This window comes from Bradyrhizobium sp. th-b2 (assembly GCF_000426785.1).
Taxonomy (GTDB): domain Bacteria; phylum Pseudomonadota; class Alphaproteobacteria; order Rhizobiales; family Xanthobacteraceae; genus Bradyrhizobium; species Bradyrhizobium septentrionale.
Genome location: NZ_AUGA01000013.1, coordinates 37,535 through 52,314, shown reverse-complemented (window position 1 = coordinate 52,314; position 14,780 = coordinate 37,535). Strand labels below are relative to the sequence as shown.

Annotated in this window: 12 protein-coding genes; 6 read left to right on the top strand and 6 right to left on the bottom strand. The window is 64.8% G+C overall.

What is annotated here, in order from left to right; translation table 11 throughout:
* Nucleotides 1-47: 47 nt before the first annotated feature.
* Nucleotides 48-866, top strand: coding sequence for a helix-turn-helix domain-containing protein (locus tag K359_RS0117230; RefSeq protein ID WP_156928537.1), 819 nt, complete (start codon nucleotides 48-50; stop codon nucleotides 864-866).
* A gap of 178 nt (nucleotides 867-1,044) precedes the next feature.
* Here the strand turns inward: K359_RS0117230 and K359_RS0117225 are convergent, their stop codons facing one another.
* On the bottom strand, nucleotides 1,045-2,268 hold the full coding sequence (locus K359_RS0117225) for an ABC transporter substrate-binding protein (RefSeq protein ID WP_029080462.1): 1,224 nt from the start codon (nucleotides 2,266-2,268) through the stop codon (nucleotides 1,045-1,047).
* A 218-nt stretch (nucleotides 2,269-2,486) separates the two neighbouring features.
* Between K359_RS0117225 and K359_RS0117220 the strand changes: the two genes are divergently transcribed.
* From K359_RS0117220 to K359_RS0117200, 5 genes are all read left to right on the top strand, one after another.
* Nucleotides 2,487-3,353 carry a 3-keto-5-aminohexanoate cleavage protein gene (locus K359_RS0117220; RefSeq protein ID WP_029080461.1) on the top strand — a complete coding sequence of 289 codons (867 nt, stop codon included), beginning with the start codon at nucleotides 2,487-2,489 and terminating at the stop codon, nucleotides 3,351-3,353.
* Between the two features lie 106 nt (nucleotides 3,354-3,459).
* Nucleotides 3,460-5,061, top strand: coding sequence for an AMP-binding protein (locus K359_RS0117215; RefSeq protein WP_029080460.1), 1,602 nt, complete (start codon nucleotides 3,460-3,462; stop codon nucleotides 5,059-5,061).
* Entirely contained in the window at nucleotides 5,058-5,186 is a 129-nt protein-coding gene (locus K359_RS65795; RefSeq protein WP_256375159.1) for a hypothetical protein, read from the top strand. The genes K359_RS0117215 and K359_RS65795 overlap by 4 nt, the downstream gene beginning before the upstream one ends.
* Nucleotides 5,186-6,814, top strand: coding sequence for an acyl-CoA carboxylase subunit beta (locus K359_RS0117205; RefSeq protein WP_029080459.1), 1,629 nt, complete (start codon nucleotides 5,186-5,188; stop codon nucleotides 6,812-6,814). Before K359_RS65795 ends, K359_RS0117205 begins: the two co-directional genes overlap by 1 nt.
* Nucleotides 6,811-8,790: an acetyl-CoA carboxylase biotin carboxylase subunit gene (locus K359_RS0117200; protein ID WP_029080458.1), complete on the top strand. Its 1,980-nt coding sequence runs from the start codon at nucleotides 6,811-6,813 to the stop codon at nucleotides 8,788-8,790. Before K359_RS0117205 ends, K359_RS0117200 begins: the two co-directional genes overlap by 4 nt.
* Nucleotides 8,791-8,923: 133 nt before the next feature.
* Here K359_RS0117200 and K359_RS0117195 read toward each other — a convergent pair whose 3' ends face one another.
* Genes K359_RS0117195 through K359_RS0117175 form a run of 5 tightly spaced genes read right to left on the bottom strand, consistent with a single transcriptional unit; the run spans nucleotide 8,924 to nucleotide 14,461 of the window.
* Nucleotides 8,924-9,919: an ABC transporter ATP-binding protein gene (locus tag K359_RS0117195; protein WP_029080457.1), complete on the bottom strand. Its 996-nt coding sequence runs from the start codon at nucleotides 9,917-9,919 to the stop codon at nucleotides 8,924-8,926.
* A complete protein-coding gene (locus K359_RS0117190; RefSeq protein WP_029080456.1) occupies nucleotides 9,916-10,929 on the bottom strand; it encodes an ABC transporter ATP-binding protein in 1,014 nt (337 codons plus the stop codon). The genes K359_RS0117195 and K359_RS0117190 overlap by 4 nt, the downstream gene beginning before the upstream one ends.
* Nucleotides 10,929-11,822: an ABC transporter permease gene (locus K359_RS0117185; RefSeq protein WP_029080455.1), complete on the bottom strand. Its 894-nt coding sequence runs from the start codon at nucleotides 11,820-11,822 to the stop codon at nucleotides 10,929-10,931. The genes K359_RS0117190 and K359_RS0117185 overlap by 1 nt, the downstream gene beginning before the upstream one ends.
* A gap of 60 nt (nucleotides 11,823-11,882) precedes the next feature.
* Nucleotides 11,883-12,830: an ABC transporter permease gene (locus K359_RS0117180; protein ID WP_029080454.1), complete on the bottom strand. Its 948-nt coding sequence runs from the start codon at nucleotides 12,828-12,830 to the stop codon at nucleotides 11,883-11,885.
* Nucleotides 12,831-12,865: 35 nt separating this feature from the next.
* Nucleotides 12,866-14,461, bottom strand: a complete 1,596-nt coding sequence (locus tag K359_RS0117175; protein WP_029080453.1) for an ABC transporter substrate-binding protein — start codon at nucleotides 14,459-14,461, stop codon at nucleotides 12,866-12,868.
* Nucleotides 14,462-14,780: the final 319 nt, after the last annotated feature.

Genomic DNA, 14,780 nt, shown 5'->3' with positions numbered 1-14,780 from the left:
GTAGCTCCGCCGCAGCGGCCCAAAGAGCCGCGCGAGGAGGAACCGCCATGGACGCGATCGTGGACGCAAAGGGCGAGCAATCCGGCCACCGGATGCTGATCACGCCGGAACGGGTGTTCTATGCCGGGCTGCTCGGCCGCCCGCGCGAGCGCTGTCCCGGCGCATTCCATGTCTATGTCGCGATCCGCGACGGGTTGCATCTGTCGACCAGCGAAGGCCGCGAGTCCCATGGCGAGCTCGCCGTGACGATGCCGAACCTGCGCCACACCATCACCAGCGAATATCGCTCGGCGATCTGCGTTGCGATCGAGCCGGAGAGCGTGCCCGACGGCACGCTGGAGGCGGTCGCCCGCCGCCTGCAAGGATCGGACTCGCATCTGTTCGCGGGTCGCATCCGCGCCGCCTATGCGACGCTTGCCGAGATGCAGCATCGTGACGCGATTGCGAATGCCGAGTTCGACACGATGTGCTTCGGCGACGCGCTGCCGCAGCGCGCGCTCGATCCGCGCGTGGTGCGCGCGATCGGCCGCATCGGGCAATTCTCCGGCGAGCCGGTGACCGCGGCTGGCTGCGCCACCGAGGCCGGGTTGTCGCCCTCGCGTTTCCTGCATCTGTTCAAGGAGGAGACCGGAATCTCGTTCCGCTCCTTCCGCGCCTGGAAGCGTGCGCGGCATCTGCTGCACTTCGCCAACCAGGACATCAACCTCGCGCATCTCGCGCAGGACATCGGCTATCCCGATAGCACCCATTTCAGCCACTCGATCCGCCGCTTCTATGGCCTGAAGCCGCGCGCGATCTTCTCCGGCTCGCGCGATCTTGCGATCTACCGCACCGGGCAGGCGGCGAGCGAACGCGCACTGACATAAATGTCGCCGTCGTCCCGGCGAAGGCCGGGACCCATAACCACCGATCCCAATGAGTTTAGACGGCTGGGGCTCCAGCGGACTCAACTAACCACTGTTCGTGGTTATGGGTCCCGGGTCGCGCGGAGCCTGTCATCGGGCGGCGCTTCGCGCCGACCCGTTGGCTTGCCCGGGACGACGGTTAGAGGTTCGCGCCCTGGATCACCTCGCCAAAGCGCAGCCAGCCCGGGCCCTCGATCCGTTGCAGCTGAAGCTGCTGCAGCGGGTGATGGTTGGTCGGGCTGGTGTTGACGCGGATGCCGGGCAACAGCGTCGGGACCTCGATGTCCGTCAGATTGTTCGCCTGCGCCATGATGTTGTCGCGGGCGAAATTGCCCTTGCATTGCTCGAGCACGATCTTCAACACCTGCGCCACTGTGTAGGCGTAGAGATTATAGCCTTCCTTCGGATTGCCGTCGGGGAAGTACTTTTCCATGAAGGCGAGGAAAGTCTTCACGCCGGGGTCGTTGGCCCAGGCCGGATCGGCGACGTCCTTCACATAGGCCGACGAGATCGTGCCCTGCGACTTGTCCAGACCAACCGGCGCGATGGTCGAGGAGATCGAGGCCGCGCCGCTGGCGATGAAATGCATCGGCTTCCAGCCGAGCTCATAGATCTTGCGGATCGACTGCGCGCAGAACTTTGCCGTGGTGCCCGAGATCAGCACATCGGGATTGGCGCCGCGCAGCGTAACGATCTGGGAATCGATCGTGGGATCGGTGACCTCGTGCGAGGCGACCACGGCTGATGTCGCGAACCGCTCGCCCAGCACATCCCTGGCGCCGGCGACGAAATCCTTGCCGAGATCGTCGTTCTGGTAGAGCACCGCGAACTTCGCGTCCTTGTTCTGGCTCAGCGCATATTTGACGAATACCTGCGCCTCGGTCCGCGCGCTCGGAGCAAAGCCCATGGTCCAGGGATAGCTCTTGTAGTCGCCCCATTTGTCGCCGTTCACCGACAGGAACAGATGCGGCACCTTAGCGGCGTTGATGTATTTGACGACGGACGAGTTCGGCGCGGTGCCGAGCATGTTGAACAGGAAGGCGACATTGTCGCTTTCGATCAGGCGGCGCACCTGCTCGACCGTCTTCGCTGGATTGAACGCGTCGTCGTAATAGATGTACTTGATCTGCCGACCGGCGATGCCGCCCTGCTCGTTGAGCATCTTGAAGTAGGCTTCCTGGCAGCGCGCCTGCACGCCGAGCGCTGACACCGGTCCGCTGAGCGAGGTGGTGCTGCCGATCCTGATCGCGGTCGCGGTGACGCCGGGCGTGTCCTCGGCAAGCGAAGGCCGCAGGCCTGCAGCTGCGGCAAGGCCAGCGCCTGCCGCGCCGGTGAGCCATGTGCGCCGGTTGATCGAGACCATGACGTTCTCCCCGTGATGCCGGCTTGTTGCGCCGCTTCTGCTTGGCGAGCAGAGCCTATGCGTCGTGCGGTCTTACGTCTTGTGTTAACCGGCTGGCGGCGAATTGCTGCGCGGGCGCATCGACTTAGCCAGTCAACGCAAGATGGCGCGACGGCAAAGTTCTCATCATGGGAAAACCAACGGCGCATGTGCGCTGCAACCCGGACAAGCGAGACGCCATGAGCGACAAGGCCGTCATCACCTGCGCGCTGAACGGCGTGCTTACCGACCCGAAGCAGCACAACGTCCCGGTGACGCCGGAACAGATGGCGCGCGAGGCCAAAGCCGCGTTCAACGCCGGCGCCAGCATCATGCACATCCATCTGCGCCAGCAGGAGCCGAACAAGGGCCACCTGCCGTCATGGGATGTCAGCATCAGCAAGGAGATCCAGCAGGCGATCCGCGAGGCTTGCCCGGGCGTGATCATCAATCACACCACGGGGACCTCGGGCCCGAACTACCAGGGCGCGCTCGACTGCGTGCGCGAGACCAGGCCCGAGATCGCCGCCTGCAATGCAGGCTCTCTGAACTATCTGAAGGTCAAGGCCGACAACACCTGGGCGTGGCCGCCGATGATGTTCGATAACGCGGTCGAGAAGGTGCAGGACTATCTCGATGTGATGAAGGTGGCCGGCACCATCCCCGAATTCGAATGCTTCGATGTCGGCATCGTGCGCTGCGTCGGCATGTACCGGCAGACCGGCATGTATTCCGGGCCGCTCGAATACAATTTCGTCATGGGCGTCGCCTCGGGCATGCCGGCTGATCCGGAGCTGCTGCCGATCCTCTTGAAGCTGAAGATGCCGGACGCGCATTGGCAGGTCACCGCGATCGGCCGCGCCGAGATCTGGCCGCTGCACCAGCGCGCCGCCGACCTCGGCGGCCATCTGCGTAGCGGGCTCGAGGACACGTTCTATCTCGGCGACGGCACCAAGGTGACCTCGAACGGGCAGCTCGTCGAAGGCCTCGCCGCCTGCGCGCGCCGTGCCGGCCGCGAGATAGCGAGCCCAGCAGAAGCGCGGCAGATCTTTGGGGTCAGGCACTGATCGTCAACCCCGCCGTCATTGCGAGCGAAGCGAAGCAATCCATCTTGCCATCGGAAGGATTGCTTCGTCGCTTCGCTCCTCGCAATGACGACGGAGGAGGAGCCACATGGACAACCTCTTAGCAACCGGCGGCGTCACCGGGCCGGGTCGTATCGGGCGGGTCGCGATCGGCGACCTCTTGAAGCGCGCCGCGCGGCGGTTTCCGGATCGTGTCGCGCTGACCGACGGCAACAGGCAGGTCAGCTTCACCGAGCTCGAACGCGACGCCAACCGCTTTGCCAATCACCTGGTGCAGCGCGGGCTGAAGCCGGGCGAGAAGATCTCGACCATCTGCAACAACTCCGTCGAGTTCGTCAAAGCGCTGTTCGGCATCCACCGCGCCGGCCTGGTCTGGGTGCCGATCAACACCATGCTCGGGCCGTCCGACATGGACTACATCCTCGGCCATGCCGAGGTGCGCTTCGCCATCATCGATGACAATCTGCACGCTCAGGCCGACCGGCGCGCCGCACTGGAAGCGCGCGGCATGGAGATGATCGCAATCGACCTGACCGGCAATGCCGGCAAGACCGGGTTGCAAAGCTTCAACGATCTCCTGGAAGGGCAATCCGACATCGAGCCGGAGGTCGAGATCAACGACCGCGATCTTGCGATGATCATCTACACCTCGGGCACCACCTCGCGGCCGAAGGGCGCGATGCACTGCCACCTCGCCGTTGTCATGGCCGTGATGAGCAACTGCATCGAGATGCAGCTCTCGCGCGATGACGGGATCACCGGGCAGTTTCCGCTGTTCCACTGCGCCGGCCACGTGCTGCTGCTCAGCTATCTCTCGGTCGGCGGCCGAATGGCATTGATGCGCGGCTTCGATCCGGTCGTCTGCATGGAGGCGATCGTTCGCGACCGGCTCACCGTGTTCGTCGGCCTGTCGCTGATGTATCAGGCGATCCTCGATCATCCGCGCCGACGCGAATACGACCTGTCGGGCCTGCGCTGCTGCATCTACACCATGGCGCCGATGGGCAAGCCGCTGCTCGAGCGCGCGATGGCGGACATGTGCCCGAACTTCGTGCTGTCCAGCGGCCAGACCGAGATGTATCCGGCAACGACGATGTCGCGGCCGGAGGTGCAGCTCGACCGTTTCGGCAACTACTGGGGCGAGTCGCTTGTTGTCAACGAGACCGCGATCATGGACGACAACGGCAACCTTCTGCCGCGCGGCGAGATCGGCGAGCTGGTGCATCGCGGACCTAATGTGATGATGGGGTACTACAAGGACGTCAAATCGACCGAGGAGGCGCGCAAGTTCGGCTGGCACCATACCGGCGATCTGGCCCTGATCGACGGCAATGGCGAGGTGCTGTTCCTCGACCGCAAGAAGGACATGATCAAGTCGGGCGGCGAGAACGTCGCCTCCGTCAAGATCGAGGAGACCTTGCTGGCGCATCCCGCCGTGCAGAACGCCGCCGTGGTCGGCCTGCCGCATCCGCAATGGGGCGAGGCGGTCTCCGCCTTCGTCAAGCTGAAGCCCGGCGCGGTGGCCGACGAGGCCGGTATCGAGGCGCATTGCAGAAAGCATCTCGGCGGCTTCCAGGTGCCGAAGCTGGTGCGTATCCTCGAGGAAATGCCGATGACCGCGACCGGCAAACTGCGCAAGGTCGAGCTGCGGCAGCAATACAGTGCATATTTCGACGGAAAGAGCGCATGATGATGGCTATCTCCACCCTCGTCATTCCGGGGCGCGCGAAGCGCGAACCCGGAATCTCGCGCAACAACCTCGAGATTCCGGGTTCGATGCGTTCGCATCGCCCCGGAATGACGGAGCAAGTTTGATGGCCATTATCGAGAACACGATTTCCACCGGTAGCGCCGGCTTCCAGGGCAATCGCGACGGCATGCTGGCGCTGATCGCCCGGATGCGGGGGTTGGAGGAGCGCACGCGCGCGGCGTCTGCCGCGGCCAAAGACCGCTTCCACAAGCGCGGCCAGCTGTTGCCGCGCGAGCGCGTTGCGCTGGTGCTCGATCCCGGCTCGCCCTTCCTCGAGCTGTCGACGCTCGCGGGCTACATGTTCGACGTGGCTGACGCCGACAAGAGCGTACCTGGCGGCGGGCTGGTCGCCGGCATCGGCTTCGTCTCTGGCATCCGCTGCATGGTCAGCGCCAATGATGCCGGCATCGACGCCGGCGCGCTGCAACCCTATGGCCTCGACAAGACGCTGCGGGTGCAGGAGCTCGCGCTGGAGAACAAGCTGCCCTATGTGCAGCTGGTCGAGAGCGCCGGCGCCAATCTGCTGCGCTATCGGGTCGAGGACTTTGTCAGAGGCGGCAATATCTTCCGCAATCTCGCGCGGCTGTCGGCGGCGGGGCTTCCTGTCGTCACCGTCACCCATGGCTCCTCGACCGCGGGCGGCGCCTACCAGACGGGCCTCTCCGACTACATCGTGATGGTCCGCGGCCGCACCCGCGCCTTCCTGGCCGGGCCGCCTTTGCTGAAGGCCGCTACCGGCGAGATCGCGACCGAGGAGGAGCTCGGCGGCGCCGAGATGCACACCTCGATCTCGGGCCTTGGCGACTATCTCGCCGAGGACGACCGCGATGCGCTGCGCATCGCGCGCGAGATCATGGCCAAGCTGCCATGGGACCGTCCTTGGGACCGACCGGCGTCCGAACCCGCCGCGTTCAGGCCGCCGCGCTATGACGCCGAGGAGCTGCTCGGCATCATGCCGATGGACCACAAGCGCCCCGTCGACATGCGCCAGGCGATCGCGCGCTTCATCGACGATTCCGACTTCACCGAATTCGGCGCCAATTACGGCCCGGCGACGGTTTGCGGTCATGCCCGCATCGAAGGGCAGGCGATCGGCATCATCACCAACAATGGCCCGCTCGACGTGCCCGGCGCCAACAAGGCGACGCACTTCATCCAGGCCTGTTGCCAGTCGCGCACACCGATCCTCTATATGAACAACACCACCGGCTACATGGTAGGCAAGGCCTATGAAGAGGCCGGCATGATCAAGCATGGTTCGAAGATGATCCAGGCGGTGACGTCGGCGACGGTGCCGCAGATCACGCTGTATTGCGGCGCCTCGTTCGGCGCCGGCAATTACGGCATGTGCGGCGGCGGCTTTCATCCGCGCTTCTGCTTCTCCTGGCCCAACGCCAAGACCGCGGTGATGGGCGGCGAGCAGGCCGCCGAAACGATGGCGATCGTGACCGAAGCCGCTGCCATCAGGCGCGGCAAGCCGATCGAGAAGGAGAAGCTGGAGGCGATGAAGGCGCAGATCACCGGCGTGTTCGACAGCCAGATGGACGTATTTTCGACCAGCGCCCGCGTGCTCGACGACGGCGTGATCGATCCGCGCGACACCCGCAGCGTGCTCGCCGACGTGCTGGCGATCTGCCGCGAGGCGGAGGCGCGCACCCCGCAGCGCATGCAGTTCTCGGTGGCGCGGCCATGAGCGGGGCAATCGTGAAGCGGACACCGTTCTTCAAGATCCTGATCGCCAACCGCGGCGAGATCGCGCTGCGCATCATGCGCACGGCGCGGCGGCTCGGCTATGGCGTCGTCGCAGTCTATTCGGATGCCGATCGCGATGCGCTGCATGTGCGCGAGGCGGATCAAGCGGTGCGGATCGGCGAGGCGCTGCCGGCGCAATCCTATCTGAAGATCGACACGATCATCGCAGCCGCCAAGGCGAGCGGCGCCGGCGCGGTGCATCCGGGCTACGGCTTCCTCGCCGAGAACGAGGACTTTGCGCAAGCGTGCCGCGATGCCGGGCTGGTGTTCATCGGGCCGTCGCCGGAAGCGATCCGTGCGATGGGGAACAAGGCCGGCGCCAAGGAGATCATGCAAAAGGCCGGCGTGCCCTGCGTGCCCGGCTGTCAGGGCGCCGATCAGGGCGATGCCGTGATGCTGACGGAGGCCAAGGTGATTGGTTTCCCCGTGATGATCAAGGCGGTCGCCGGTGGCGGCGGCCGCGGTATGCGGCTCGTCGCGGACGCCGCGGCATTTCCGGACGCGCTGCGCAGCGCGCGGTCGGAGGCGCAGGGCGCGTTCGGCGATCCCACCGTGATCCTCGAGCGTGCGATCGTCGATCCCCGCCACATCGAGATCCAGGTGTTCGGCGACCACTATGGCAACGCCATCCATCTCGGCGAGCGCGATTGCTCGGTGCAGCGGCGGCACCAGAAGCTGATCGAGGAGGCGCCGTCGCCAGCGGTGACGCAGGAGCTGCGCGCACGAATGGGTGCGGTCGCCGTGCAGGCCGTCAAGGCGATCGGCTATGAGGGCGCCGGCACGCTGGAATTCCTGCTCGATCGTACCGGCAATTTTTACTTCATGGAGATGAACACGCGGCTGCAGGTCGAGCATCCCGTCACCGAGGCGATCACCGGGCTCGATCTGGTCGAGCTGCAGCTCCGCGTCGCCGGCGGCGAGCCGCTCGGTGTGAAGCAGGAGGACATCACGTTCTCCGGCCACGCCATCGAGGTGCGGCTGTGCTCGGAAGACGCCGGGCATGACTTCATGCCGCAATCCGGCACGATGGCGCGCTGGCAGATGCCCGATGACATCCGCGTCGAGCACGCGCTGCAATCAGGCTCGGAGATTCCGCCGTTCTATGATTCGATGATCGCCAAGGTCATCAGCCATGGCGCGACCCGCGGCGAGGCGCGCGGCAAGCTGATCTGCGCCCTGGAACAGGTCACGGCCTTCGGCGTCACCACCAATCAGGGTTTCCTGATCGACTGCCTGCGCCATCCGGTGTTCGCCAAGGGCGAGGCAACCACGGCTTTCATCGGCAACAACCGCGATGCGTTGCTGGCGCCGCGGCCGGATCGGAGCAGCGACCTCGCGCTGGCGGCGCTGCTGCTCTACGTCACCAATCCGCACGCGCCGCCCTGGCAGCGCGGCCGGTCGCTGTCGGCGACATTCCCGCTCGGCCTACGGATCGATCTCGGCCACGGCGTCCAGGAGATCGAGATTTTTCGCGAGCGCGACGGCAGCTACGTCGCGACCCGCAATGGCGATCGCTTCAACTTCGCGATCGACGAGCTGGATCAGGACAGCATCCGCTTCCACCACGACGGCTTGATGGAGCAGGCCAAGTTCCTGCGCGACGGCGATCGGCTCTACATCCTCCACCGTGGCGTCGCGCTGTCGGCGCGCGATCTCACGCTCGCCCCGCCGGAGAGCGCGTCGGCCGCCGGCGGCGACGGCAAGGTCCGCGCCGCCATGAACGGCCGGGTCGTCGCGGTGCTGGTGAAGGCGGGCGACAAGGTCGCAGCTGGCCAGCCGGTGATGACGCTGGAGGCGATGAAGATGGAGCACGTCCACACCGCCGGCGTCGCGGGCACGGTGTCGTCGATTGACGTCGCCGAGGGCGAGCAGGTGACGACGGGGAAGATCGTGGTGGAGATCGAGGCGGCCGCATAACAGCTGTCGTCCCGGCGAAAGCCGGGACCCATAACCACCGATGCTGATTGCTGAAGCGCGCTGGGGCCGCAGCTCGTTGCAACAACCGACATTTGTGGCTATGGGTCCCGGCCTTCGCCGGGACGGCACTGCATTATTGACTAATCCGCCCGGTCCCGTCATTCAGCCAGCAGGCGACCTGATGACCCGTGCCCACCGTTTGCAGCACCGGGCGCTCCGTTTTGCAGCGGTCGATCGCGTAGCGGCAGCGGGTGTGGAAGGCGCAGCCTGAGGGCGGGTTGATCGGGCTCGGCACGTCGCCGTCGATCATCGGTGCGAGCCGCTTGGCCTTGGGGTCGGCGACCGGCACGGACGCAAGCAGCGCCTGGGTGTAAGGATGGCGCGGATTGGCGAACAACTCGTGCTTGTCCGCGATCTCGACGATGCGGCCGAGATACATCACCGCGACGCGGTGGCTGATATGGGCAACGACCGCGAGGTCGTGCGCGATGAAGAGGTAGGAAAAATTCTGCTGGCGCTGCAGGTCGATCAGCAAATTGATCACCTGCGCCTGGATCGAGACATCGAGCGCGGAGACCGGCTCGTCGCAGACGATCAGCCGCGGGCCAAGCGACAATGCGCGCGCAATGCAGATGCGCTGGCGCTGGCCGCCGGAGAATTGATGCGGAAAATTCTTCATCTGGTCGGGCCGCAGGCCGACCTGCTGGAACAGTTCCGCGACGCGCTCCTGCTTCTTCGCGCCGGTGGCGAGGCCGTGCACAATCAGAGGCTCGCCGACAATGTCGCCGGCCGTCATGCGCGGGTTGAGCGAGGCGAACGGGTCCTGGAACACGATCTGCATCGAGCGGCGGTAGGGCCGCAGCGCGGTCTTGCTGAGCGGCGCGATGTCCTCGCCATCGAGCTTGATCGCGCCGCTGGTCGGTTCGACCAGCCGTAGCACGGTGCGCGCCACCGTCGACTTGCCGCAGCCGGATTCGCCGACCAGGCCGAGCGTCTCGCCCGCGCCAAGCGCAAAGCTGACGCCGTCGACGGCATGCACGGTGCCGACCTGGCGGCGCAGCACGCCGCCGCGCACCGCGTAATGCTTGACGAGATCGGTGACCTCGAGGAGCGGGCGCTGCTCGGTCATGACGCCTCCGTCATCTCGCCGGCGCGCCAGCATGCCGCCCAGTGATTGCTCTTGATCTCATCGAGCGGCGGATACTCTTGGCGGCAGCGGTCGATCGCGAGCTTGCAGCGCGGCGCGAAGGCGCAGCCGGGCGGCAGATTGGTCAGCGACGGCACCATGCCGGGAATTTCGGTCAGCCGCGCATCGGTCTTCGCGCCGAGCGCGATTACCGCGGGCATCGAGGCCATCAGCCCGCGCGTGTAGGGGTGCAGCGGCGTCTCGAACAGCGCCTCGACGGTCGCTTCCTCGACCTTCTTGCCGGCATACATCACGATCACGCGCTGCGCGGTCTGCGCGACGACACCGAGGTCATGGGTGATCAGGATCAGCCCGGTGCCGAGCCGCTTCTGCAGATCGACGATCAGCGCGAGGATCTGCGCCTGGATGGTGACGTCGAGCGCAGTGGTCGGCTCGTCCGCGATCAACAGCGCCGGCCGGCACGCCAACGCCATCGCGATCATGGCACGCTGGCGCATGCCGCCGGACAGCTGATGCGGATATTCTTGCGCGCGGCGCTCCGGCTCGGGGATGCGCACCAGCCGCAGCATGTCGACCGCCTGTTTCCAGGCCTCCTTGCTGCTCACCTTCTGATGCAGACGCACCGCCTCGATGATCTGGTCGCCGATCCGCATCACCGGATTGAGCGATGTCATAGGCTCCTGGAAGATCATCGAGATGCGGTTGCCCCTGATGTCGCGCATCGCGGCATCATCGAGCTTCAAGAGGTCGGTGCCCTCGAGCGTGACCGAGCCGCCGACGATGCGACCGGGCGGATCGGGCACCAGGCGCATGATCGAGAGCGCGCTGACGCTCTTGCCGCAGCCGGATTCGCCGACGATCGCGAGCGTCTCGCCGCGGCCGACCGAGAACGAGACGTCGTCGACCGCGCGGAACAGGCCGGAATTGGTGAAGAACACCGTTTGCAGGTTCTTCACATCGAGAACCGTATCGAGCGTAACAGCCTCGCTCATCAGCCCCGCTGCCTCGGATCGAGGATATCGCGCAACGCGTCGCCGAACAGATTGGTGCCGAACACCGCGAGGCTGATGGCAATGCCGGGGAAGATCACCAGCCACGGCGCGGTGCGGACGTATTCGGCTGCGGATTCCGACAGCATGCGACCCCAGGAGGGATAAGGCTCGGGAATGCCGAGGCCGAGGAACGACAGCGACGCCTCGGTCAGGATGGTCGAGCCGAGTTGCGCGGTGGCGAGCACGATCAGCGGTGCGATGGTGTTCGGCAGCACATGGCGCAGCGCAATCCGCGTCTCGCTCATGCCGATCGATTTGGCCGCCTCGACGAACGGCTGTTCGCGCAGCGCCAGCGTGTTGGCGCGGATCACGCGGGCAACCGTCGGGATCAGAGGAATCGCGATCGCAAGGATCACGTTCGGCAACGAGGGGCCGAGCGCCGCGGTCATGACAAGCGCGAGCACCAGCAGCGGCAGCGATTGCAGGATGTCGGTCACCCGCTGGAACACGAGATCGACCCAGCCGGCGAGATAGCCGGAGGTGAGACCTACGATCACGCCGAGTGTGGCGCCGAGGGTCGTGGAGCCGATGCCGACCGCGAGCGAAATCCGTGCGCCATGGACGATGCGGCTCCAGACGTCACGGCCGAAGGAATCGGTGCCGAACCAGTGCAGCATGGAGGGGGCGGCCAACCGGTGCGCGGAATCGACGCTGAGCGGATCGTAGCGGCTGATGACGTTGGCCGATAGCGCGGTCAGCACGAACAGCAGCATGATGATCAGGCCGATGGTGCCTAGCACGTGGCGCTGCGCGAGGAAGGCAACCCGCCCCCAGCCGCCGGTGGCGTTGGCCCCGGCGCGTCGCAGTTCACTTTCGAAATTGATCGTCGCCATCGGGCTCTCTATTTGAGCATGATCTTATCGGAAAACCGGTTCCCACTTTTCCGGATCATGCTAGTCCCCAAACCGGATGCGCGGGTCGATCGCCGCATAGAGCATGTCGACAGTGAAATTCACGACAACCACAACCACCGCGATGAACATCACGAGGTTCTGCACGATCGGGTAGTCGCGCCAGCGCAGCGCCTCGACCAGGAAGCGGGCGATGCCGGGGATGTTGAACACGGTTTCCGTCACGATCAGGCCGCCGATAAGGAACGCGGCCTCGATGCCGATCACGGTGATGACCGGCAGCACTGCGTTCTTCAGCGCATGGTGATAGTTCACGGAGGCCTCGGAGGCGCCCTTGGCGCGCGCGGTGCGGATATAGTCCTGGCGCAGGATTTCCAGCATCGAGGAGCGGGTGATGCGCATGGTCAGTGCCGCGCTGCGGAAGGCGACTGCCATCGCCGGCACGGCATAGATCGCGAGTGCCTCGGTCCAGGTTTTCGGGTTGGGGTTGAAGATCGGCATCGTGCCGAACAGCGAGACCGAGGCCATCAGGACCAGCAGGCCGAGCCAGAACGACGGCAGCGACAGGCCGCTGAGGCTGACCACGCGCAGCGCGTAGTCGAGCTTTGAACCCTGGTGCACGGCGCTGATGACGCCGAGCGGGATGCCGATCGAGGCCGAGAACAGCAGCGCCAGCCCTGCAAGCCGCGCGGTGATCGGAATCCGCGGCAGGATTTCCTCCAGCGCCGGCTTCTCCGAGACGTAGGAATAGCCGAGGTCGCCCCGCAGCAGGCCGCCGATCCAGTGCAGATACTGGATCACGATCGGCTGGCTCAGGCCGAGCTCGCGCTCGAGATTAGCCTTGTCGGCGGGATCGACGAAGCCCGCGGCGTCGAACAGGATGTCGACGATGTTGCCCGGAACGACCCGCAGCAGCACGAAGATGATGACCGAGATCCCGAACAGGGTCACGAGCATCAGGAACAGCCGCCGCACGATATAGGCAAACACCCTGGCTCTCTCCCTGGTCTCGAATCTTCTTCGCGCTACTTGTCCAGCCAGACGTCTTCGTAACGATAGCCGTTATAGGAGCTGTTGGACATGATCGTGACATTCTTTACGTAAGGCTGCCAGCAGGTGCCGGTGCGGGCATGGAAGATGATCGGACGCGCGACGTCTTCCTGCAGCTTCTTGTCGATCTCCCAGACCAGCTTCTTGCGCTTGTCGAGGTTGGTCTCTTCCGACTGCTGGTCGAACAGCTTCTCGATGTCCTTGTTGCAATAATTGGTGTAGTTCCGCTCCGAGCCGCAGGCATAGTTCTCGTAGAAGGACTGATCGGGCTCGTCGACGGCATTGCCGGTGAGGTTGAGGCCGAGCGAATAGTCCTTGCGCGCGATCTTCGGGAACCACTGCGCGGTGTCGACGACGTCGAGCTCGGCGTCGATATAGATGCTCTTGATCTGGTCGATCAGGATGATCGCAGGATCGCGGTAGACCGCGATGTTGCGGGTCGACACCTTGATCTGCAGGTGCTTGTCCGGGCCATAGCCCGCCTTCTGCATCAGCTTGCGGGCTTCCTCGCGGTTCTTCTCGATGTCGGGACCGTAGCCGGGGATCGATTCAAGCATGTCCTTGGGCATCGCCCACAGGCCGTCCGGCGCTGGCTCCATGGTGCCGCCGATATCGCCTTGGCCCTCGAACATGATCTGGATGAACGCCTTGCGGTCGAGCGCCAGCGCCAGCGCGCGGCGGATGTCGATGTTGTCGAACGGCGGTCCGCTCGAATTGATGATGATGTTGGTGGAGACGTTGTTCGGTTCCACCACGCAGACGGCATTGGGCGCCTGCGACTTGACGTCCTTGAGCAGCGGGATCGAGACCTCGGTCGGGAATGTCATGTCGAACTTGCCCGAGACGAAACCGAGGATCGCCGTCGAGCGGTTGGTGATGATGGTGAACTCGATGCCGTCGAGATAGGGCAGGCCCTTCTTGAAGTAATCGGGGTTCTTGGCGAGCTTGATCGATTCGTTGGCCTTGAACTCGACGAACTTGAACGGCCCGGTGCCGACAGGCTTGGTGCGCATGTCGCCTGGCGACACGTGGCAGGGATAGATCGGCGTATAGCCCGAGGCGAGCAGCGACAATAGCGCGGGCTGCGGCCGCTTCAGCTTGAACGACGCCTCGAGGTCACCGTTGGTCGTGACCTCGTCGACCTGGTCGTACCAGGATTTTCGCGGATTCTGCCGAAATTTCTGCTGCGACTTGCCCATCAGCATGTCGAAGGTGCATTTGACGTCGGCCGCCGTGAGCGGCTTGCCGTCGTGCCATTTCACGTCCTTGCGCAGCTTGAAGGTGAGCGTCTTGTTGTCGCCGCTCCAGGCCCAGCTCTCCGCAAGCTCGGGCCGGATCGTGCTGGCGCTGTTCTGGGCGATGTGCTGGTCGAAAATCACGAGATTGCTGAAGATCGGCATGAACGGCACGTTCAGCGAATAGGTCGCGCCCTCGTGGATCGAGGCGCTGCCGGGACTGTCGCGGTGATAGATCCTGAAGATGCCGCCTGATTTCGGCTCGGCTGCGAGTGAAGCGCCGCTGTTAGTCAGCACAGACAACACCGCGACGGCCAGCGCTTGCACGCTCCGCATGGTCCCTCCCACATTTCGGTCTCAATGGCCGATTGGCATCGACGATACCACGGTGACGCTGTCGGGCAACCAGCGAGGCTCGCGAAGGGATTGGCAATTCGGATGACGCCAGAGCATTAAAAATATCCAGGGACCGGGAATAATGCGTGTGATTACGGGGAACCTTGCGTGTTTTGCTATGCAGCGGCGAATCCCCGTTCGAATTTGGTTGCTGATGCCGAGGCGTGCGGAGTGAACGGTCTGCAAACAGCGACAGTTTGTCGCCGGTTGCGAGTGTGGCCGTCGACATGTTCTCCGTCATCCTGAGGTGCGAGCGGAG